The 22,477-nt window shown below is 43.6% G+C and carries 26 protein-coding genes; all 26 read right to left on the bottom strand.

Features of this window, described 5'->3' with window-relative positions; translation table 11 throughout:
* Positions 1 to 29: 29 nt before the first annotated feature.
* Positions 30 to 1,211, bottom strand: a complete 1,182-nt coding sequence (gene pseC / locus ACXX53_RS17090) for a UDP-4-amino-4,6-dideoxy-N-acetyl-beta-L-altrosamine transaminase (RefSeq protein WP_458569883.1) — start codon at positions 1,209 to 1,211, stop codon at positions 30 to 32.
* A 14-nt stretch (positions 1,212 to 1,225) separates the two neighbouring features.
* Positions 1,226 to 2,176 carry a dTDP-glucose 4,6-dehydratase gene (locus ACXX53_RS17095; protein WP_458569884.1) on the bottom strand — a complete coding sequence of 317 codons (951 nt, stop codon included), beginning with the start codon at positions 2,174 to 2,176 and terminating at the stop codon, positions 1,226 to 1,228.
* Between the two features lie 27 nt (positions 2,177 to 2,203).
* Positions 2,204 to 3,253, bottom strand: a complete 1,050-nt coding sequence (gene pseI, locus ACXX53_RS17100; RefSeq protein WP_458569885.1) for a pseudaminic acid synthase — start codon at positions 3,251 to 3,253, stop codon at positions 2,204 to 2,206.
* Positions 3,246 to 4,328 carry a UDP-2,4-diacetamido-2,4,6-trideoxy-beta-L-altropyranose hydrolase gene (gene pseG, locus ACXX53_RS17105; RefSeq protein WP_458569886.1) on the bottom strand — a complete coding sequence of 361 codons (1,083 nt, stop codon included), beginning with the start codon at positions 4,326 to 4,328 and terminating at the stop codon, positions 3,246 to 3,248. Before pseG ends, pseI begins: the two co-directional genes overlap by 8 nt.
* A 14-nt stretch (positions 4,329 to 4,342) precedes the next feature.
* Positions 4,343 to 5,068, bottom strand: coding sequence for a cytidylyltransferase domain-containing protein (locus ACXX53_RS17110; RefSeq protein ID WP_458569887.1), 726 nt, complete (start codon positions 5,066 to 5,068; stop codon positions 4,343 to 4,345).
* Positions 5,065 to 5,532, bottom strand: a complete 468-nt coding sequence (locus ACXX53_RS17115) for a GNAT family N-acetyltransferase (RefSeq protein ID WP_458569888.1) — start codon at positions 5,530 to 5,532, stop codon at positions 5,065 to 5,067. Before ACXX53_RS17115 ends, ACXX53_RS17110 begins: the two co-directional genes overlap by 4 nt.
* Entirely contained in the window at positions 5,507 to 6,550 is a 1,044-nt protein-coding gene (locus tag ACXX53_RS17120; protein ID WP_458569889.1) for an SDR family NAD(P)-dependent oxidoreductase, read from the bottom strand. The genes ACXX53_RS17115 and ACXX53_RS17120 overlap by 26 nt, the downstream gene beginning before the upstream one ends.
* Positions 6,547 to 7,560 (bottom strand): glycosyltransferase, encoded by a 1,014-nt coding sequence (locus ACXX53_RS17125; RefSeq protein ID WP_458569890.1) that lies wholly within the window; start codon positions 7,558 to 7,560, stop codon positions 6,547 to 6,549. The genes ACXX53_RS17120 and ACXX53_RS17125 overlap by 4 nt, the downstream gene beginning before the upstream one ends.
* Before the next feature lie 40 nt (positions 7,561 to 7,600).
* Positions 7,601 to 9,439: a motility associated factor glycosyltransferase family protein gene (locus ACXX53_RS17130; protein WP_458570027.1), complete on the bottom strand. Its 1,839-nt coding sequence runs from the start codon at positions 9,437 to 9,439 to the stop codon at positions 7,601 to 7,603.
* Positions 9,423 to 10,046: a hypothetical protein gene (locus ACXX53_RS17135; RefSeq protein ID WP_458569891.1), complete on the bottom strand. Its 624-nt coding sequence runs from the start codon at positions 10,044 to 10,046 to the stop codon at positions 9,423 to 9,425. Before ACXX53_RS17135 ends, ACXX53_RS17130 begins: the two co-directional genes overlap by 17 nt.
* Positions 10,047 to 10,201: 155 nt before the next feature.
* Complete coding sequence (locus ACXX53_RS17140) at positions 10,202 to 11,041, bottom strand: flagellin N-terminal helical domain-containing protein (protein ID WP_458569892.1); 840 nt, start codon at positions 11,039 to 11,041, stop codon at positions 10,202 to 10,204.
* Positions 11,042 to 11,142: 101 nt separating this feature from the next.
* Positions 11,143 to 11,517 (bottom strand): hypothetical protein, encoded by a 375-nt coding sequence (locus tag ACXX53_RS17145; protein WP_458569893.1) that lies wholly within the window; start codon positions 11,515 to 11,517, stop codon positions 11,143 to 11,145.
* Positions 11,510 to 11,911, bottom strand: a complete 402-nt coding sequence (gene fliS, locus ACXX53_RS17150) for a flagellar export chaperone FliS (protein ID WP_458569894.1) — start codon at positions 11,909 to 11,911, stop codon at positions 11,510 to 11,512. Before fliS ends, ACXX53_RS17145 begins: the two co-directional genes overlap by 8 nt.
* 12 nt (positions 11,912 to 11,923) lie before the next feature.
* Positions 11,924 to 13,300 (bottom strand): flagellar filament capping protein FliD, encoded by a 1,377-nt coding sequence (gene fliD / locus ACXX53_RS17155; RefSeq protein WP_458569895.1) that lies wholly within the window; start codon positions 13,298 to 13,300, stop codon positions 11,924 to 11,926.
* 41 nt (positions 13,301 to 13,341) lie between these two features.
* Positions 13,342 to 13,716 carry a flagellar protein FlaG gene (locus ACXX53_RS17160; RefSeq protein WP_458569896.1) on the bottom strand — a complete coding sequence of 125 codons (375 nt, stop codon included), beginning with the start codon at positions 13,714 to 13,716 and terminating at the stop codon, positions 13,342 to 13,344.
* Positions 13,717 to 13,760: 44 nt separating this feature from the next.
* Complete coding sequence (gene csrA, locus ACXX53_RS17165) at positions 13,761 to 14,000, bottom strand: carbon storage regulator CsrA (protein WP_458569897.1); 240 nt, start codon at positions 13,998 to 14,000, stop codon at positions 13,761 to 13,763.
* The gene (gene fliW, locus ACXX53_RS17170; protein ID WP_458569898.1) at positions 13,981 to 14,439 is read right to left on the bottom strand and encodes a flagellar assembly protein FliW; all 459 of its coding nucleotides are present in this window, start codon (positions 14,437 to 14,439) and stop codon (positions 13,981 to 13,983) included. Before fliW ends, csrA begins: the two co-directional genes overlap by 20 nt.
* Positions 14,436 to 14,837, bottom strand: a complete 402-nt coding sequence (locus tag ACXX53_RS17175; protein WP_458569899.1) for a DUF6470 family protein — start codon at positions 14,835 to 14,837, stop codon at positions 14,436 to 14,438. The genes fliW and ACXX53_RS17175 overlap by 4 nt, the downstream gene beginning before the upstream one ends.
* 43 nt (positions 14,838 to 14,880) lie before the next feature.
* A complete protein-coding gene (flgL, locus tag ACXX53_RS17180; protein WP_458569900.1) occupies positions 14,881 to 15,795 on the bottom strand; it encodes a flagellar hook-associated protein FlgL in 915 nt (304 codons plus the stop codon).
* A 27-nt stretch (positions 15,796 to 15,822) separates the two neighbouring features.
* Positions 15,823 to 17,400, bottom strand: coding sequence for a flagellar hook-associated protein FlgK (flgK, locus tag ACXX53_RS17185; RefSeq protein WP_458569901.1), 1,578 nt, complete (start codon positions 17,398 to 17,400; stop codon positions 15,823 to 15,825).
* A 27-nt stretch (positions 17,401 to 17,427) separates the two neighbouring features.
* Entirely contained in the window at positions 17,428 to 17,928 is a 501-nt protein-coding gene (locus tag ACXX53_RS17190) for a flagellar protein FlgN (RefSeq protein ID WP_458569902.1), read from the bottom strand.
* Positions 17,929 to 17,968: 40 nt separating this feature from the next.
* Positions 17,969 to 18,244, bottom strand: coding sequence for a flagellar biosynthesis anti-sigma factor FlgM (gene flgM / locus ACXX53_RS17195; protein WP_458569903.1), 276 nt, complete (start codon positions 18,242 to 18,244; stop codon positions 17,969 to 17,971).
* A 175-nt stretch (positions 18,245 to 18,419) separates the two neighbouring features.
* Positions 18,420 to 18,842 carry a TIGR03826 family flagellar region protein gene (locus tag ACXX53_RS17200; RefSeq protein WP_458569904.1) on the bottom strand — a complete coding sequence of 141 codons (423 nt, stop codon included), beginning with the start codon at positions 18,840 to 18,842 and terminating at the stop codon, positions 18,420 to 18,422.
* 80 nt (positions 18,843 to 18,922) lie between these two features.
* Entirely contained in the window at positions 18,923 to 19,552 is a 630-nt protein-coding gene (locus tag ACXX53_RS17205) for a ComF family protein (RefSeq protein ID WP_458569905.1), read from the bottom strand.
* The gene (locus ACXX53_RS17210; RefSeq protein WP_458569906.1) at positions 19,552 to 19,782 is read right to left on the bottom strand and encodes a hypothetical protein; all 231 of its coding nucleotides are present in this window, start codon (positions 19,780 to 19,782) and stop codon (positions 19,552 to 19,554) included. Before ACXX53_RS17210 ends, ACXX53_RS17205 begins: the two co-directional genes overlap by 1 nt.
* A gap of 12 nt (positions 19,783 to 19,794) precedes the next feature.
* Complete coding sequence (locus ACXX53_RS17215) at positions 19,795 to 21,897, bottom strand: DEAD/DEAH box helicase (RefSeq protein ID WP_458570028.1); 2,103 nt, start codon at positions 21,895 to 21,897, stop codon at positions 19,795 to 19,797.
* Positions 21,898 to 22,477 lie beyond the last annotated feature (580 nt).

A 22,477-nucleotide genomic window follows, 5' to 3' on the forward strand; every position in this document is an offset into this window, starting at 1 on the left:
AAATACATCCTAATTGGATATAAAAAAAACTAATTATTGGTTGAGTTATGACACGTAAAATAAACTTTTTTCACTGCGGATACAACTGTGCTAATCTCTCGATCGGTCATCTTAGGAAAGATCGGCAAAGTCAGCGCTGTATCATAATAAACCTCAGCATTCGAGCATTCCTCGTTGCCATAGCCCAGCAATTGATAGTAGGGTTGCTTGTACACCGGGATATAGTGAACATGCACTCCAATCCCCTCAGCGCGAAGAGATTCGAATATGGATCGTCGATCTACCTTGAAATATTGCGTATTCCATCTAATTACAAATAGATGCCAGCTTGAATAAGTGTTTTGAGCTTGAGCAGGTAGAACGATCCCTTCCAATTCCGCAAAAGCAGCGTTATAGGAGGCCGCTATCTGTTGTCTTCTTGCAACGAACTCATCTAGCCTGTTCAATTGAGAGCTTCCAAGAGCAGCTTGAATGTCGGTCATACGATAATTGTATCCGAGACTTTGCATCTCGTAATACCATGGGCCGTCGTTCCGAGTCAGCAGCTCCGGGTTGCGCGTCATACCATGACTGCGAAACTGAATCAGCTTCTCATAGTACTCTTTATTATTCGTTACAATCATGCCGCCTTCACCTGTCGTTATATGCTTAACAGGATGAAAGCTAAACATCGTCATATCCGCCCAACATCCTACGGGCTTGCCCTTGTATGTCGCCCCTAGAGAATGCGCCGCATCTTCTATAACTACGAGTTCATTTTCTCTGGCAATATCCATTATTCGATCAATTTCTACCGGCTGACCCGAAAAGTCTACGGGAATAATTGCCTTTGTCCGCTCAGATATATGTCGAATAATCTGATCAGGGTCAATATTATAGGTATCCATATCTATATCGGCAAATACAGGCTTCGCACCTTGATACAACGCACAGTTGGCGCTGGCTAGAAACGTAATTGGAGATGTGATGACTTCATCACCCGCTCCAATTCCAGCCGCGTAACAAGCGCCGTGCAGAGCAGCAGTTCCATTGGAGAATGCTACTGCATATTTAGTACCTACACGGTTAGCTATACGAGCCTCAAACTCCTCGATCCATGGACCTTGAGTAATGTAATCACTTCGAAGTACTGATAAAACAGCCTGTTCATCCGCTTCATCGATCCACTGCTTGCCATAAGGTATGAAAGTGTTCTTATGGTTCTCCGTCATGAATAGAAGCCTCCTTATAGCATCATCCCATGTTCCTTAATCCACGCCATAGTTAAAGCAATACCTTCATCAAGGCTAACTTGAGGCTTCCAATCTAGTAAATATTCAGCTTTCGAATAATTGCAGCGAAGCTTCATGATCTCACTTTGCGGGTGAATATGCTCAACATGAAGGATTCGATCAGGGTCTGACGTAATCTTAGCTGCTAATTCATTGATCGAAATATCCTCACCCAAGCCTGCATTGACGATATGTCCATCAACTTCGCTACTATAACCTGTTTGCACGACAAATCGGGCACAATCTGATACATATAATAAATCACGCGTTTGATTGCCTGAGCCATAGATTCGCTGCGGCAATCCTTTCAGCTCATTCTGGATAAAGATAGCGACTACGCCGCCTTCTCCGCCTGTCTTCTGGAAGGGACCATATGTATTAAAGGGTCTGACCACAACGACAGGAAGATCGTAGGCATAATAATAGGAGAGTACCATATTCTCAGCCGCTATCTTCGCGCCAGCATATGGAGAAGCAGGCTTAATCGGATGCGCTTCTGTTATTCCAGTCTCATCATTGCAGCGATCATAGACCATGCAAGTGCTCATAAATACAACCTTCGTGCGATGTTTACGGCATTGCTCCAGAATATAGAACGTACCTACTGTATCATTATTGAACGTGGTACGAGGGTCATCTATGGAATCCTGTACATTAATAGATGCGCCAAGATGATAACAGATATCGAACTTATACTCATTAAACAGGTTGCTTAAAAGCTCTTCATTCAGAATCGAATCTTGAATAAAGTCTTTAAGGCCAGTATGTTGACTGAACTCAGCTAAGTTCTCTAATCTGCCGTTGGACAGATCATCCAGTATCCAAACATGATGGCCATCCTCCAGCAATTGCTTTGCTACCCAGCGCCCAATGAATCCGGCACCACCTGTCAGTAATATATTCATATGCGTGTCCTCCATTTACACTCTATTCTAGATTAGATCCCATGATAGTGGTGTTCCTTTGGCAGCATCCTGCTTCACTTGTCGGCCAATAAATACATCTGCGTATTGGGTAGGAAGACCAAAGCCTGGGCGAATAGCTTTAATATGCTTCTCGGTCAACGTTTCCCCAGCACGAATATCCTGTGCAATATATAAGCTTCTACGGAATCTTAAAGATGCCTTTTCTACTGAAGTGGGACCGTATGATACTTGTCCCATAGCTTGCCATACACGTTCACTCTCTATAACCAGTTGTCTCATTTCCTCAGGTTCCATGGAGAATGCAGAATCTACTCCACCATCAGCACGAGACAATGTAAAGTGTTTTTCAATAACGGTTGCCCCCATAGCAACACTAGCTACTGAAACTCCGATCCCCATTGTATGGTCAGATAAACCTACTTGACATTTGAACAACTGTTCCATGTGTGGAATTGTATTCAAATTTGTATGTTCTGGGGTCGCAGGATAAGTACTTGTACATTTTAATAAGATCAACTCCTTGCATCCTGCTTCACGAGCAACCCGTACTGACTCATCTAGTTCAGCAGCTGTAGCCATCCCTGTAGACATGATGATTGGTTTTCCAGTTTGCGCTATCTTCCGTATCAAGCGATGATCCGTATTTTCAAAAGATGCTACTTTATAGACCGGAACATCCAATTCCTCTAGGAAATCAACCGCCGTCTGGTCAAATGGAGAGCTAAACACGATAAGCCCAAGTTCTTTGCAGCGATCAAATATTGGTTTGTGCCACTCCCATGGTGTATAAGCCTGTTGATATAGGGAATAAAGAGAACTTCCCTTCCAAAGACTATTGGGATCTTCAATAAAGAACTCACCATCTGATATATCCAATGTCATAGTATCTGCAGTATAGGTTTGAAGTTTTAAGGCATCGACACCTGTCTTCGCTGCTTCTTCCACTATTTGCAAAGCTCTCTCAAGCGATTGGTTGTGATTACCAGACATCTCAGCGATTATAAATGGCCGATGCTGTTTACCAACGAGTCTATTGCCTATTGCAATCTCATGCATGTCCTTTACCTCCTAATAACGCTTTAGCAAAAGGGTGTATGTCATCACCATCCCTATTGGATATATCTATGAATTCCATTAACCTTTCACTCATTAACTTTAATTGTGTGGGATTATCCTTAAGTGAAGTAATAATATTGGCAATGTCTGCTCCTGATACATCTGAATACCAGCCTAGATTCCATCCTAAGCCGGTATCCGCAACTTCAGAAGCTGAATCACGTTGATTATCAGCTACAACTATAATAATTGATGGAAGACCTAACACAGACCTTTCCCACAATGAAATGCCAGCTGCTCCAATACACAAGTCTGCTTGAACGATCAGTTCAGCCATATTGGTCACGTCTTCATAATAATTAACATTGTGAAGCTGACTAGACTTTTTCTTTATAACTTCTTTATACGGATTCAGAGAACCTACCACTATATTATAGATACAGGAAGGGAGAAGCTCCTCTTCCAATAACTCAATAATTCGTAGTGTTTCGTTTGTTGGATCTGTCCCTCCAAATGACACCAATACCCTCTCTACTCGAGTTCTAACCTTCACATGCCTTCTCTGATGGTGGAATTCGTTCCGAAACAGTCCATATGCCGGACCCAAAAAGAGTCGGCATGTTGAAGGCACAAGACCCTCATACCGTACCGACATATTCTTCACATAATTCTGATCTAACAGCCAATCACATTCGTGCCTGCGGTTGGCCAGGTCGTCAATTACTGCAATAGTCTCTATATAGGGTCTAACTTTCTTTTCCCATCTTTCATCGACCATATAATGATCTATAACTAGAATATCTGCTGTTGGTTGACAACACTCTATGTACTTAACTGTTTTGGATGCGTCTTCTTCCATATTGAATTGACTATCATGATTATCAAAGGACAATTCAATAACTTGTATCTTCATATTCTCTAGCTTGTTAATTAAGGTTAGCGGCATATTACACGATATAAATGTTACTTTGCAGCCCTTCTTCAACAACTCTTCAGCAAGCACAAGGCAACGCATCACGTGTCCTGTACCAATCTTATAGGAAGCGTCAACACGAAAAAGTATATGTTTAGGCAATGTTGATACCCCCATTATATAACCGGCTTTTGCTGAATACTTGCATTCATATTGGCTATATCAGGGTGCTCGCGTAAATATTGTATAACCTTTTCCGCTGACACCAAGATATCTCCTTTAAAGTGTGCTGCTACCGCTTGACATACAGCGTAGTCTTCAGGAGTATCAAGTGTAATTCGTAATTCAGGGTAAGTTATCTGTGCTGAAGGCTCTAAATAACTGAATGTAAACTGATTCGGGTATTCATATGCATAATAAGTAACATGTTCACGATGTCTGTCTTCATGCCCGTGTTCAAATATGTAGCTAAGTGCTTTAAAAGATATCATTTCTACAATCAAGCCACGAGGAAGTTCACCATTTACGCGAATTATATCCACTGGTTTCTTCATCATGGATTTAACAATTTCGCTTGCCATATGGTAATCCACATAAGGGCAGTCTGCAGTCACACGAATTACATACTGCGGTTGATAGATTCGAGCGCATTCATAATAACGTGCAAGGACATCCTCTTCAGAGCCCCTATAGCAGGGAATATCATGTTCCAGGCACCATTGCTCTATCGGATCATCTCCGACTAAAGTTGAAGTAGCTACAATTACATCGTTCACACCGTCTATCTGTTTAGAACGCTCAACAACATATTTCAGCACTGGACTATCGTTAAGCGGCATTAGAACTTTTCCTGGCAATCGAGTTGATCCCATACGGGCTTGAATGATAACTATCGTCTTCATGTCTCTGAACTCCCTAGATTGAAATAATATTCCGATATATCTTCATTCCCATATGCTTTTGTAAAGCCCACTTTCTGAAACACCTTAATTGAAGCAGCGTTTGTTGATTTAATGATCGCTTTCAGATAGTAGGCATTCGGAAAGTGTATTTTTGCAAGCTTTATTGACTCTGTTATCATCTGGGTACCATAACCGTTAGATGAATGATTCGGATGAACATAGATGCTCACTTCGACACCAGGATGACACCCATCTAATCTTAATACTCCAATTCGAAAGGCGTCTGCTTCTGTTATCCATACTTTTCGTGACGTATTCTGAAGAGTCGACTCCATCCACTTTATATGATCTTCAAGTGATATAACACTCGTATTAATAGACTGCATTCTGATGGATTCAAGGTTACGTGTTCTAAGCATCCAATCGGCATCTTTCATACTAATAGGACGGAGTTCCATATACATCCTCTTTAACTGGTTGAATCAGTTCATTTTTCAGTAACAACGTTCTCAATTCATCCTTTGTTATGGGCTTTACAAGGTTAGAGCTGTACGCTTGTTTTACTGCAGGCTTAGCATCTGAATAATTATGTTTATTCATAAACATATTCGAGATGATATACATGTGCCTTAATTCAAGTGCATGCTCCGCTTCATCTGCTGTCATAAGCTCCTCAAACATTTTTTCTCCCGGTCTTACACCAATCTCATTCATTTCGATAGAATCAGCTCTTATATTAAGCTCTGAGCAGGTATTCTCAATTATGACTTCTGCAAGATCCATCAGTCTAATGACCGGCATCTTCAAAACAAATGTTTCTCCACCTTGAGCAATTTCCATCGCTTTCAAGGTAAGATCAGTTGCTTCATTTAATGACATCATAAAACGACTCATTTGTTTGGAAGTAATCGTTACATAACGGCCTTCCTTTATTTGTTTCTGGAACAATGGTATCACTGATCCCCTAGAGCCCATTACATTGCCAAATCGTACTGCAGCAAATATGGTTCTTTTGGAGCCTGCTTGGTATTGGGCTGCAGAGATTAAACGCTCTGCCATTAATTTAGAAGCTCCGTATGTATTTGTTGGAGCAATAGCCTTATCTGTGCTGGTAAAAATGACTTTTTCAACTTCAAGATCAAGTGCTGCTTGGATAACATTCTGAGTACCCAGTACGTTAGTCTGTACTGCTTCAAAGGGGTTGTATTCACAAGCTGGAACATGTTTCATGGCAGCAGCATGAAATACATAGTCTATTCCTTCCATTGCCCGTCTTAGGCGTTGATAGTCTCTAATGTCACCGATCAAATATCTAATGTTGGAATACTCACGATATTTTCTTTGCAGCTCGTATTGCTTATATTCATCACGGCTCAATATTCTTATCACAGCGGGATTCTCATTCAACAAACGATCTAACAACCCCTGACCGATTGTACCTGTGCCACCTATTAACAAGATCTTTTTCCCTTGATAATTCATTGCACAACCTCTTTCTGGAGCATGACTGATTTATACCATTCATATGCCTTATATGGGCTGATATCATTCAATCCTGTCAATACTCGTCCAAAGTCACTTACTCGATCAAAGAATCTACTTTTTCTATATTCCGGAAAGTTATCCTGCATGTACTTTCTCATCTCGAATACCTTATGAAACGGTGGTCTGCTAAATCTAGAGAATGATAAGTGCAGCGAGTTAACATAATAAAGATTAATAAAATTGTATTCTATTGCATCTATGTACCTATCATAGAATCCTCTAGCTTTATATTCTTCTAATTTCATAGTTTCGATTATTAATCGATCAAAATGATGCATACTCTCAGTCGATGTTACTGTGGAGTTAGGATTAAGAAAATAATAATAATAGTTTTCATTAATATGATAATAACTAGTAGCATATAGAAAAACTAATGGTCCCCACAAGTTATCCTCATAAAATAAACGCTCTGGAAACCACAAATCATTCTCTAAAAGTAAATTCCTCCTATAGATCCTGCTAACTATACCTGATGAAGCTCCATCCATTAATATTTCAAAGCGCTTATGTTCATCAAGATTCCCGGTTACCGATGAGAGATCCCGAGCAGGGATAGGTACAAACTCCGTGTTACTCACTGCACGAACGGAATTACAGCTTACAATATCTGCATCTCGCTCTATCGCTACTTCGTACAGGGACTTAAACATCATCGCGTCGACCCAATCATCGCTATCTACAAATCCGACATAGTCTGCTGTTGCAGCTTTAATCCCTAAATTACGCGCGCCTCCCTGCTTAAGGTTTTCCTTAGAGTCAATAACCTTAACCATATGTGGATAAGCAAGCTCGTATTCCCTCATTATCTCGATACAATTATCAGGGGAAGCATCGTTTACTAGAATGATCTCCATTTCATTTAGCTTTTGATCAATTAATGAATCCACGCACCTGCGAAGATATTGTTCTGAATTATAGATAGGGACAATAACACTTAGATTAGCCACTCATTTCACTTCCTATTGTCGAAATGCCTCAATGTACACGCTACTGATCACTTTGATCCATGCGCAAATCTTTAACACATTCTCTAATAGATGATTCCACATTAGGAATAAACTTTATTATTTTCTCACTCAATGATCTTAAATGGTTATCGATAATCTTGAACTTGTCTTTTGGATCCGCATATTCACTAATCTCAGCAATATAGCGCTGGTAACTATTCATAACAGAGCTTAGTCCAAAGTTAACATATACTCTATAAGCTTTATTATGTGATATATCAGACCATAAAGATGCCACTTTATTCAGCCCAGTTATTAATTCGTTACGATTGTTAGTATGGTTTTTCAAACGATTAATGACCTTTAGCAATTTGTTGAGGGTATGATCTAATATATATAAATCTTGTATATCACGATCAAGCTGTAATATGACATCGTTCGTCATATCCTTCACAGTCAATCTATCAAGAGCATTGATAACGGTATCCGGGTTAAGGTCCACTGTTTCTGGTAAGTGAATATCGCACAGAGCTTGAAACGGTGCTCCCTCAATTACAGCTCCATTTTGAGATGCGTTAACAAATTGCAAATGGGGGAATAACCCAATCAGATTCTCGATATCACGGAGGGTAACATACATCCCATGATTGGTAACATTTTTTCCGCCGTATACATTCTCAACTTCCATCGAAGCATCATCCAGAACTGTTGCAGTTAACTCCGCGTTAATATGATTGACTCCCCCAGTGTAGTATTGTCGATTCGGGAATGAGAGATCCTGCCCTGTAAAAATGATCATATGGCATCCCATTAGAGCTGCCAATTGTACACATAACCCTGTAACACTAAAGTTGGATTTGAATTTATCCCCTTCAACTTCATTCCCTAAGAGATGTGAAGTGATAGGATCTAAATCCATAATTGCGTATGCAGTATAACTACGATTCTTATTCAGTATACCTGGATGAATAAATGACCCGTATACTAGTGGAATGTGGTCTGTCGCAATAGACTGAAACGCTCTTAAATTGGGCTCTCCACCATCCATTGATACAATGATATGGGGTTCTATCTCTGCCGCTAACAACGCTTGCGTACTTGTACCTGCTGCTATTATAACAACTCGATCTTTAATACTTCTTAGTTGTTCGATATCATATTGAAGAGACGGACCCGAACCAACAACCACCGCTGGAATATTAGTGAAAATATTCGATAGTACATTAACACCGTGGGACCTTGTAATGTACTTTATGTTAGATAGAATATTATCAATCCAATCCTGAGCAAAGGTGCTAAAGGTTGCAAGATTACTTCTTTTCATCTTCGTAATTTGAACTGCAAGTTCACCAAAATCCACAATCTCCTTCTCGAACATTTTTTCATAAGAAGGGATAACCAATTCAGTAAACGAATCTGAAACTTTTTCCGTAAACTTATCTAAGAATCTTCTATTTTCGATTTCCTCAGTACCAACTGCTATATCAATAACACTTTGAGATTTAAGTATTTCTTTAAGCATTTGTGAATGAATCGCTAATGAAAATAAATATTGACTTGGTTCATAAACATAGAATTTTTTTTCTGGAAACTTTTCTAGTAGCGCATACAGATGATATCCTAAACCTAACCCTTTTAGTAAGATATTCTTCGAGTTGACCACTCTGTCTGTAATTTGATCTAGCCACATTGAAACTTCACGTTCGGAATTATAGTTACTATATATATAATGATGCCGCCCATTTATATGCACCGCTAAATTACTTCGGTTATCCCTTGATGTCACAATCTTAAAGGATTCGGGAATTTGTTCATTATCGACAATTACAGACTTTAGATGCGGGAAACGTTCTTCGATCACATTACTGTATATATCCACTTGTCTCAATAGAACCTACAACCTCCTCACTTTTAAGATAGAACTCTTCTACAAGAGGAATGAATTCATACTGAATGATATCTGCAAACCCAATATGATTCCCCCATTCTAATTCTCCACCTAACAATTCAAGAACTGGGTTTAACTTCTCTATAGCACCATTAGCTAACTCATAAACTTCTGCTTGAGCTTCAACTTGTTGGCTTAAGAGCTGCAGGAATGCCAATGAACTTCCGACCCATTCAACAGCCCCTACGACTGTAGATATTATTTCTCCGGATTCGTCAGAAGAATTACCATAAAGCGGTTTTATATACTCTCCCATTGTACCCATTACTTTTGCGGAATACTGTTTAAGCTCCTGCAGAGTAATAGTAATGCTATGTTCTGGAGTTACTGTCTTTATCGAAACGGTCTGGATCTCATTATACCTTTCTAATAATTCTTCTGCGTATCCGTCATAATACACTATGCCATCTAATTCGACACTATAGAGCAATTTATTATTGTTCATGATCTGCTTAGTAATATCCATCCATGTATTTTCCATGTCAGTTATTGATTCTATTATGTAATCTTCAGATATATCATCAACAATTATATTCACATTTGCACCTCATATTTTCGATTTAATAATATTTATATCGGCATAAAAGCTTTATGTTTGAAGAACAAAGGTGAAATAACGCTTTGACAATCGGTACATATAAAAATAACCTGAGGGTATAAGTACCCTCAGGTTATTGGATATTACGAATTTAATTAGCCGAGCAATTTCAGTACGCTTTGAGGAGCGGAGTTAGCTTGAGCTAACATCGATGTTCCTGCTTGTACCAAAATTTGATTACGTGTAAAGTCTGTCATTTCTTTAGCCATATCTGCATTGCGGATACGGGATTCGGAAGCTGACAAGTTTTCATTCGTAACACCAAGGTTAGCGATTGTGTGCTCCAAACGGTTTTGAACAGCACCGAAGTCTGCGCGTTGCTCAGAAACTGTATTGATAGCAGATTCAATTAGAGCAATTGCATCTTTAGCAGCTGCAGCAGAGCTAAGGGACAAGCCCGACAATTTCAAAGTGTTAGCATCCATAGACTGCAATGTTGCAGTCAATTGGTTAGAACCATCAACACCAATTTGGAATGTAACAGAAGTTGAGAATGTAGCAGCACCTGTTCCACCACTTCCTAGCAATTGAATACCATTGAAGTTAGTGGACTTGGAGATGTTGTCGATCTCGGAGACCAGTTGGTCTACTTCCTTTTGAATGTTCGCACGGTCTTTGTCATCGTAAGTACCAGTAGCAGATTGGTTAGCCAATGTGTTCAAACGTTGCAGCATGGAGTGAACTTCTGTCAAAGCACCCTCAGCTGTTTGAATCAAAGAAACGCCGTCTTGCGCGTTACGCATAGCTTGAGTCATACCGTTCATTTGGAAACGCATCTTCTCGGAAATTGCAAGACCAGCAGCATCGTCTGCTGCACGGTTAATGCGGAAACCAGAAGACAACTTTTCCATTGTCTTACCCATTGCATTGTTGTTGATACCCAGGTTGCGGTGAGCGTTGATCGCGCCAACGTTTGTGTTGATAAACATAGACATTCTAATCATCCTCCATGATTATAAGTTATAGGTCACGTCCTTGCGACCTATTATATATATCGTTATTTCGTGAATAGAAGTTTATAGTAGATTCAAAAAAATTATTGTTTTTTATCAAAATAATAGGCAGTATCATTCATCCGCCCTAGGTTATAGTAGGCATTGGCAATGGTTTGATTCTGCTTTACAACTACGACTTGAGACTTAACGTCATTAAACTTACTCTCCACAAGTTTCAACAAAGACTGATGATTATCTATTAATTGTTGCAGCAGCACCTTTTCTTGATCCTCATCTAATGACTCGATCGAAGAAGAGGAACTTTCAATAATCTGCTTGCACGTCTCCCATTCATCCTCGAACAGTAGGAAAGCAGCATCGTTCCACTCCGTACTTTGTTGAATCTCGTTAGAGAGCTTCTTAATTAAACGATCCATTTCATGATAAATACTGATCTTATCTGTAATACTATGCATAGGATTTCCCTGCTGACATTTCTTTCCCCATTTCATTCCAAGCACTGCTAATAGACTGCAACATCTCTACAACAACCGGAAGAGTTTCCGAACTTTTGTTGAGATTAGCCCCCACCATCTGTTCGATCATATACAGGTATAGATTCTTTAGATTGCTAGCGATCTCTCCCCCTTCTCTTTCATTAAGAGAAGAAATAAGTTCACACACAATGTCTTGAGCCTTCAGCAATGATTGATGAGCGGATTTATAATCCCCACTGTCCAAAAAGACAATGGATTGATTTACGAATTTAATTGCACCTGCGTACAACATAGAGATTAAACGATGAGGAGAAGCCGTTTCATATTTGTTTTTCTGGTAAGCTTGATAACTCTTTGCTAGCGAAGGATTCACATTTCTATCCCCTTAACCTTTGGATTTACTTAGACCGGCCAATTGACTGTTCAACCAATTCCCTTCACTCTGCAATTTACCCATTGCAACTTCCATAGCGGTAAATTCCCTCTTGAGACTTTGTTCTTTCTTCTCAAGGCGAACCAACATATTTTCCATCGATTCATCGACAAAGGAAATTTCGGAATCATACCCTTTTATACGAGAATTCAGAATCCCATTCGTTGTACTCGTCCATCCATCAATTTTATCAGTAATATTTCGCGCAATCCCATTAGAACTGCCTTCAAAGTTAAAAAGTGCAATAACTTTATCTGGATCGCTCTCGAAGACTTCTTTAAATTTCTTTTCGTCTAGAGTCAGCTGACCCGTCATCTCTGATCCTTTTTTACCCTTGTCCATATCAATACCAATATCGGCAAGCATTACTTTAGTGGCAGGGGTATCACCTACAACTTTGGTTACCCAGTCTGTTAGTTCCATATCCAATTGTCTAAGAGTAGAATCACCTTGCAAGGGTTTATCTTTTGCCGTATTATCCCGAATGAGTTTACGGACATCATTGAAAGCATCTACAAATTTTTTAACGTTATCGTATACCTTACTGGTATCTTTTTGAGCCGTGATCATGGATGAGGAGTTTTCTTTAAGCGCCGTAATGGTGACTCCATCGATAACTCCTTTTATTTCATTTGTCGCACTTTCAACCACTAGTCCATTAACTTTAAGGCGCGCATCACTAGAATCTTGGACCATATTCTGTTTAGGATCTATCAAACTTCCCGTTATACCGATCTTGTCCAACCCTGTTATCTGGGGACCCGTTGCACTATTAATTGTATTTTTCTTCCCTGAATTAATTGAGGTTAAAACTAAAGTCTTGTTTCCTGCCGATGTCTCAACGACAGCTGCTGATATACTTTTAGATTTACCGTTAATATCATTCTTCAAATTCTCTAACACTTCTGCATCATTATTGCCTCTAAGCTTGAAATCAACGTTATCGATCGTGATTATATCATCGGGCTTAAGTGCATTGCCGGTCTCTGAGAATTCACTCGATTTGATTACATGGCTTTTGGCTAACTTCTCTACCTCAATATTATAGTTTCCCGTAGCCGCTTTAGATGTTCCCGATACTCTAACAGCAGATTCATCCGAGCTCTTAACAGAGGATATGTTAAAGTTATTATTGTAAGTCAAATCCGTAGCAGCTGTCTTTAATGTATTCAACTTCGTATTTAACGAACGAAATAGTTCCTGGGAACTCTGTAAATCCTTCTTCTTCGTTTCCAACTTGTTATAAGGTATGCGCTCTAACTTCATCAGCTGGTCAATCATTCCCGCTGTATCAATACCTGACGCAATACCTGATATACTAAATGACATTTATTCCACCACCCAACAATAGAATAGGTTCACAAAGCTTGTTATACTTTCTCGTCCAAAAAGACACCGACCATCTCTTTCATCCGAATCGACAATTCCAACAGATATTCTGCAGGTGAAGTTGCAATAACCTCTCTCGAGGCTTGATCCAGCAGCTCCACTACGATCTGTTCGGCTTCTTCATGGTACTTCAATCTAATCTCTGTTCCAGATGTCTTAATGGTTTTATTCAATTGCCGCAGTGCTAGTTCAACCTGTTTCTTGTCTGATTCCGAATACGGCTCGAGATCGGTCTTGCCCAGCTGCGGCAGTATGTTCCCCATATTACTTGTATTAATGGACCTCGGAAGCGAGAATCCTGCTTTATCTCGTTGAAAGTCTATGCTGCCGGTATTATATCGATGAATTTCGTTCATCTTATTTCCACCTCACCAGACCGTTTGATTTACCGTATTACTCCCTATTTCTTAAAGTTCTTAAGTACATTATCTATCTGTTGCTTATTAGGCTTGATCGTTTCGGCCGCAGCATTCTCTGCTGCAATGCCTTGATGAAGCTCCTTGCGCATAATCTGAACATGCTGCGGGGCATTAAAGCCAAGCTTGACATAATCGCCTTCGACACCAAGCACGACAACTTCAACATCGTCGCCAATCATCACTTTCTCTCCGACTTTCCGTTTAAGGACGAGCAGAGTCATCGCCTCCTTCACGCAACACATGGCGAATCGGGAGTTCCGCATTGTGAATGATGTATTGACATGCCTTTCTAGTCAATGGTGCTAGAATCACCGGGGCACGCAAATTAACGCTCACCTGACCCTCATTCAGATTGACGACAAGCATCGTGACGGCATCTTCCGGTCCGCTTAGCTCAAGAGAATGAACTGTGGCAGGATCAAGCTCTATCGCGAAATTATCTACTTGATCGGCAGGCAGCAGGATAAAGCTAATATCCTCCTGAACCGCATGCAATATATAGAAGGGCGTATCTTCATATGGAATTAAGGCATACTCACGAATGGCTTGAAAACCTATCATTCCCTTGGTCATATCAAACAGCTGATGATTATGCGGCTTCAATACTCCATAAACAGAGCTGTGTATCACTACTTCATCCGCTTCACTCGCTATACTCACTCTCGAACAACACCTTTCGTTTCTACTTTAATCTCAGGCGGATAGATCCTCACGTCTATAGATACACCGAATCTGGGCAGCGCTTGAAGCTGTACTTCCTTCACTCCGCTTCTGATGTAACGTTGGAAGACCAACTCACCATAAGACACATTGTTCTTTGCGATGTTGCCTAACTGGTCGCCTTCTTGCGTATGTTGAGCAATACTTTCCAGCCCATTGAGAAAGGCATCAGACTTCAGTTCCTTGGCGAGCGAGGAAGGCGGCAGCACTCCGATCTCTTCCCAGACCGCCTCCCAATCCGCATCCATCTCTGGATTGCGGGTCGAGATATGAAGCTCAGCTGGCTCATACCGAAAGGAATGAGACTGAATCTGACGAATAATGCTAGAAATCTGCACCGATGCTGCCACCTTCACTTTCTATAGCAATTTAGGTTAACGACTATCGGATAAAGTCGATCAAGGATACCTGCATAATGCGAGCCCCAGTTGCGAGCGAGGCCTGCAAAACGTTCTCTTGTGTCTTCAGCTTGATAAATGCTCCCGGCATATCCACATCCGCCACATCCGCGCGTTGTTCCGTCAACGAAACTTTATCATCTTGCAGACGATTCTCCATGAGCTCGAAGCGGTTCATTCGCGCGCCGATCTCTGACCATTGTGTTACGATCCGATCAACATGTAAGTCAACTCTCGTCATACTATCCGCAATCTGTTTCGTATCATTTGTTTCAAGTGCACTAATCAAATCATCCATCATACGAAATACATTATCATTATCTGGAGTTGCAGGCTTGCTTAGGTCTACAGCACCGCCGAATATGAGCTCTCCGGTAATACTCACAGGAACTGTAACGGCTGGGCTTACATTAAGCTCGTATACGCCTTTATCCGTCGTTTCCGTTGATGCGCCTTTCACCGTATATGGCGGGCGGTCCGTCATCTGCCCATTAAATAGATAACGTCCATTATAGGAGCTGTTTCCAATCATAACGAGCTGCTCTTTGAGCTGCTTCATCTCAGCAGATATCGCCTTGCGAGCATCATCTGGCGTAGTTCCGGTGGAGGCTTGCTGAGCTAACACCCGAACACGCTTCAATACATCGTTCGCCTGCTGCATCAAGGAATCCATCGTGCTGAGCATTCCAGAACCCATCGAAGCGTTAGTTGTATACTCATCATTGCGGCTTAATTCCGTGTCATAACGCATCTGATAGCCGATCCCTACTGGGTCGTCGCCCGGTCGATGGATCTTCTGCCCCGACGCCAGCTTGTTCTGCAGATCCGTGATATTGCTATTATTGTTACGCATATTCTTAAGCAGCTGCGTGTTCTGCATACTCCCTGTTACCCGCATGTTTATCCTCCTTCGTCAATGCCTATGTTAGCGTCCGACTATTCCCATCTGGTTAATAACGCGATCCAGCATTTCGTCAACAGCCGTCATATTCCGAGCTGCCGCATTATAAGCGTGCTGGAATCGAATCATGTCAGCCATCTCTTCATCCAGGGATACACCGCTGACCGATTGACGTCTGAGATCGACATTGTCCACCATATCTTGTTGAACCTTGACATTCCGTCCCGCATTGGCGGATCGTGTACCTAAGTCTCCAACCAAGGCTCGATAGAAGTCATCCGTCGTACCCGTTGACAATGCCGTCAGATCCTTCGGAAATTCAAATATCGAGTCACGCATCGAAGCTAGCCCGTGCGCGATAACACTGTTGCCTTTGACCGTAACGTTTTGACCTTTTTCCACATTGTAACGGCCGGAAGCCGCGATCATATTCGTATCCTTCACGATATCAGGATTAACCTGGATGTTATCGATCGTGAACGCTGTCCCACCATCCATCGTGGTGAAGAATGGAATGCCCGACTTAGCAGGGTCCGATAGCGAATATCCCATCTGATGCAGGCCGTTAAAGCCTTGCACATCCACTTTAACGGAACTTGACAGCACTGAACCTGCTGGAATGGTGCTGCCCGGCTGAATCACGGAGCCATTTTCCAAAGTAGTAGCCGTCTTCGCGATCATATCTTGGGCTGCAACGTATCCCGAAGGCAACTCGACTTCTACCTTGCCAGTGACCAGCGTGTTGACCATCGCATTCAGCTGAGTACGCATCCGTTCCACTTCAGTAAGCGATTTATTATATCCGCTCAATTCACCTGCTTGCGCAGTATCGAGAATATCTTCAGTAAGGAAAGTAACCGCATCATCTTCCATGACAACCTGTCCGCCTGCGGTTAACGTCATTTCGCCATAAGCGCCTTCTACCACTTGAACATCTATAATAGTTGACAGCTTATCGATCAATAGATCCCGTTGGTCGCGGAAGTCATTCGCATTGTCGTTAAGACCTTCAACCTTCTTAATCATTTGCGTTAGATTATTAATGTTATTAATCAGATCATTAGCTTCTGTGAGCTTAATATTAATATTGGTATTAATGTCATCCTGCAGCTTCGTCAGTGAACTGCCGACATGCTTAATCATATCTGTCATATTAGTCGCCGAGCCTATTACCTCTACTCGGGCACTTAACAAGCTAGGATCTCGGTTCAGTACTTCCCATGAATCCCAGAACTTATCCATTACCGCTCTTAGACCATTGTCAGACGGCTCATTCAGGAATCCCTCTATGGAGCTAATGGAGCTGTTCAGAACCTGCCATTCGCCCAAGCTTTGATTCTCTCTTCGATATTGCACATCTAGAAATGAATCGCGAACTCGCGTGATGCTGTCATATTGAACCCCTGTACCCAGCTGCCCTGGAGCAACAGAGGAGTACATGCCCGGCATCTCCAGCGGGCGCGTTGCCGAAGCGCTGACGCGCTGACGTGTATAGCCTTCTGTGGATGCATTCGCAATATTGTGTCCCAACGTCTGCATCATCGTGTTCTGTACAAACAGTGAGCGTTTGCTCGTCTCTAATCCATGAAAAGTAGATCTCATACGATACCTTCCTTTACCCGTTCATAGTTATGCTCTAGTGTCCATGCGCCCTGCCGTCCACACTGAGCGATTGCTTTGTTCCGGCCGTTTATACGTAAGACCTTCATCTGGATATTCAATCATCAGATCAAGTCGGTAATTAACATATTGCAGCGATTGATCAAGCAGCTGCTGATTATGATCGTTAAGCTCCTTCAACGACTCCAGTGTGTCATTCAGCTTCAGCTGTACAGCGCGCAGACTCTGACGCTGATCAGGATCAAACACCAGCTTCGAAAGCTCCGTAACCGTAAGCTTTAACTGCGAGCGTATCCCCTTGCTCTGGATGAAAGCATATGAACGATCAAGGAGCTGCTGCTCTGCTTCAGCGATCTGTTTCATCAACGATTTCTCAGCTTGTGTGCACTTCAGCAGCTGATCGATATCGTTCTCAACGATGACTCTCGTCTTCCGGCGCGCGCTCTCAATAAGCTCCTGATAGTAGCCTTCTAATGTGTATAAGTTATCGATTATAGCTCCAATCTCCATTCAATCGCCTCCCATTCCTATAGCATCGCCCATCCGTCTGTTATTCTGAGTAACGACGAAATATCGGTAGAAGCTTCTCCGCTACTTTCTCGGCATCTACATGATAAGTCCCAGTAGAAACCGCCTGCTTCAGCTCTTGAATACGACTAGCTCGATTCGTATCCTGAACCTTGTTCTGCGCGTCGAGCATCTCCTTCGCCTCAGTAGAGATAGATACCTCGTCCTTCCGCGCCGAAGGCTTCGTTGTCCGCTGCAAAGCTGACTGACGCTGATATTGCTGTGCTGCACCTATCCGTTGTGTATCATTAATCTTCATCATGTTCACCTCTTCACTCAACTAAAGGAATATATATCGTAACCTTATCAGAATTCATACCTCTATATGCTCTACAATAGCAAAAAGCCGATAACCTTTACTAAGATTATCGGCTTAACTGTCATAAATATTTAGTCTCTTCAAAATAAATCGCTTGACTATTAGAAAATAATTACTATCGATTCGATTCCTTCTCCGATGTACGGTATGTAGCTGCCTGATGAGAAGCGTTGCGCGCGGCTCTTGCCGCATCCTCTTCACTATGATCCTGTGCGCGCTTCAGATCGCCAATTAGTCTGCGACGACAATCCTCACAAATATTCCCCACATTGATAGGACTTCCGCAAGTCTCGCAGTCGTAGAACATATTCGGCGCGTCTGCAATCGAGATACGTCCTTCGCGAATAAACTTCGTAATCTGACTCATGCTGACACCTGTTGCTTCAGACAGTTCAAACATCGTCGCTTTCCGTTCTGTTCGCAAATAGTCCACGCATTTGTTGTATTCAACCTCAATGTCCTTCAAACAATGGGGACACAGATCACGAAATGCCTTCGCGAATAACCGTCCGCAACGGTAACAGTTACTCAATTCCATTGCCGTCACCTCTTCTGTCATCACTTTAACTATAATCATATCTCATCATTTGACAGAAAACGAGTCTTTTTTTATAGTTCTTAAGCCCTTGCCCAAGTATAACTCCATATCGTACTCTTAATGCCCGCTTCATCCAGCCCTCTCCGCAGAGCATCCGTACAAGCACGCAGCGTATTCCCGGTCGTGAACACATCATCAACCAACATAATAGAAACAGAGCTGCTATTACCAGAAACAATCCGAGACAGAACTTCGTGATTGCTGCGATACGCCCCCTGCATACTGCGCTCACGACCGCTTCTGCTCTGATGGCTCTGTCTAGCGTCATCCCTCATACGGGACAGCGCCGGCAGCAAGGGTCGTTTCCAAGCTTGCGCCAGCAGCTCCGCCACAAGAGCGGCTTGATTGAATCCGCGATCCTGCAGCCGTTCTGTACTGGAGGGCACAAAGGTTACAACGTCCGGGTATGATAATCGTGAGCGATTCCCCTGTACAACAAGATCTCTTATTCCCTGTAAAAAACCTGAACTCTGACTACTTCTATTGGCGAGCTCGGTACGCTGATACACATCCTCGTACCTCTCCAGCATCATGCCTGCAAGCAGCTGGGCAAACCTGATCTCCCCTTTAAACTTGAAACGGGAGAGCCATTCCTTCATGACCGCATCGTATTGTACCACGCTGCGGTTCGCTGCAAGACCATGCGCCATCAGAGGATGGCGCCTACAGTCCGAGCAGCGGATGCCCCGCCCGCAGCTGCGGCAGCCGATTGCGGTGATCCAGGGGATGGTCTCCAGGCAAGACCGGCAGAGACGATGCATCCATCGTCTCGGATCCGTATTGCCAGGGGCTCCTCCCGTTGGAGCACCGCAGGTGAGACAGCTGCCATGCGAGGGGGCGCTCCATTGCTCAAACCAGCTGCGTCTTGTCTCCATCGCATAACTCCCTCCTGCTACGAAGCGCCGTCCAGCAAGTAACCGCCGCGCTTCGCCAGGCGGTTCATGCGGCGGATCTGCCGCACCGCTCCGCGCTGGGCGCTGGTCCACTGCGGCGCGGCGAACACGACGCGCCCATGCGGGTCGTCCTTCGACCGCCCGGCGCGCCCCGCCATCTGGACGAGAGACGACGTGTCAAACAATTTGTCGTCCGCGTCCAGAATGAAGACGTCGCTTCTCGGCACGGTCACGCCGCGTTCCAGGATCGTCGTCGTGACGAGAACGCGGATGTCTCCCTGCCTGAAGCGAAGCACCTTCTCCGTCCGCTCCGCATCTGCGGCGGACGTGCCTGCCACCGGCTGCTCCGCAAGCACCGCGCGCAGCAGCCGGACCATCCCCTCGACGTGGCGAATTCGCGCCACGAAGACGAACACCTGCGCCCCCCGCGCAACCGCCTGCCGCAGAGCGGCGGTCACGCAGCGGGGCAAGTGCCCGCGCGCGATGCAGCGGGCCACCCCCGGCATCGCCATCCGCTCAGGCACCGGCAGCGGATGGCGATGGTACCGCACAGGCACAATCGCCTGTGCGAGCTGGCCGCGCCGAACCGCGCGCTGCATCGGCGCCGGCGGCGTCGCCGACAAAAACACAAACGTGCCGCCCGGCTTCAACGCCTGCTGCGCCGCTCGCTGAAGCATCGGGTTGTTGTGGTAAGGATACGCATCCAGCTCATCCACAACAACCAACTCAAAAGCATGCGCGAAGCGCAGCAATTGGTGTGTCGTCGCCAGCGTGATCTCCGCCTTGACCCAGCGCTCTGCGCTCCCGCCATACAGCGTTGCCACCTTCGCATTGGCAAACGCCCGCTCAATCCGCGGCTTAAGCTCCAGCACCACATCTCGTCTCGGTGTCGCGATGCATACCCGCTTCCGCGCCGCGAGGGCGTAACCAACGAGCGGAAACATCATCTCCGTCTTACCCGCTCCCGTCACCGCCCACAACAAAAACTCCCCTTTCCCAGCCGTTCCACCCACGCGGCGTCCCTCCAGATACTTTAACGCCTTCATACTCGCGTCTCGTTGAGCAGGTGCAAGATGATAGGGATTCATTAGCTCGTCCAGATCACTCTCATCACTTGCATCTTTACCTTCATTCCATGACGGACCATAGCTCTTATGCGCCTGAGCTTGTACAGGGTCCGAAGTTGTCAGTCCGATCACGAGCAATGCGCACGACCGACTCCGTCCTAGATTCAGACATTCCGTGCACGTCAAACACTTCTTCGAGCCGCAGCTCTCACAAACGGATTCCTGCAGCTTCTCGCCTCTGCCCCCACATCTTCGACAATAAGGCTCTGTAGTATGGCTCACATCATCGTTCAGTTTGGGATCATGCAGGATTGGTAAGCGAAACTTCAACGCATGAAACGACTTCCCAACCAATCGCAGCGTTCGCTGACCGAAGCGAATCCAGGTGCTGCCTCCCTCTCCCCACGCTATTCCATTCGTTAATGCCAGCTTGCCATGCAGCACTCCCCATTGAAGCGCCGCATGCAGCGTACCCCGATCCATTTTCTCGCCATAAGACTCCAATAAAGAAAGTATCTCACTTTCAAACAAAGAACGTCCTTCTAACAGTTCACACAAGCGCTCACTCAACGTAATAATACCTGCAAATCCCGTTACTAAACGGTCGTATCTAGGCATCATTCGCTGAGTATTCGTTTCATACGCTGTAGCTATCTCCCTCACGTAGCTGTTGTCTGCATATCTGCCTGCAATTTCATTCACTTGTCTCCTGCCAAAGATCCTAACATCGATCCTCTTCGTCGTCTGTTCTTGATACCCTAGGTCAATCGTATAGGCCATAATCAAGAATCCATCAAAATATCGTCCCCACTCTTCCTCTCCCCAACTATCCATATCCGAATGCGCTTCAAATTTCTGTGATGCTCTAAGCGCAATCGGCAGCGGCAGCAGCTGATTGAGCATGACGAGCTTCTCTCCCAGTGGAGTTCCCCCTCTCCATTCTTCCATCCAATACTTAATGTCTACGCGACCGTTGAGCGTCAATCCCATATGCCAGCCTGTACGCGAACGTACCGTATAGAGCATGACCTGCATCTTTCCCACCTTACCTCTCTACTTTTTTATCTCACTCTATTTTGGGCTTTAGAACTTTATCAATCTCGATCTTGTCATCTGCTGCTATGAAATATCTCGGGTTGGTTGTGTCTTAATGAGGATACTGGTGCAACTTATTAGGGGGGGATTTATTTAAAATTTCATTACTTACCTTTATAAACTATTAATTTTCATCTATTAGTTCTCTAATCCTATTCAACTTCCTGCTACCACGGATGTATTTTTTTCATAATTCGATATTATTCTTCAATTAGCGTCACCAGTTCATGTTCACCTTATGTAGTTCATTATTCCTAGTAATTGCGATAATGCCTTTCTCTACTCTGTTTCTATTAACAAATTGGTACTTTAGTATACAATTATTGATTACGCGACATAGCTTCCTAACGCCATTGACATTAAACGAGATTAACTATTTAATCTGTTAATGCATATTCTTCGATTAATGTGACCCTCACGTGACCAACACAGCAAAAAAGCACACCCACTCCGAGTTCAATCGGAATGATGTGTGCTTCACATCTACGAACATGTATAACTGCTCCCTAATATTACCACC

Source organism: Paenibacillus marinisediminis, from assembly GCF_054343325.1.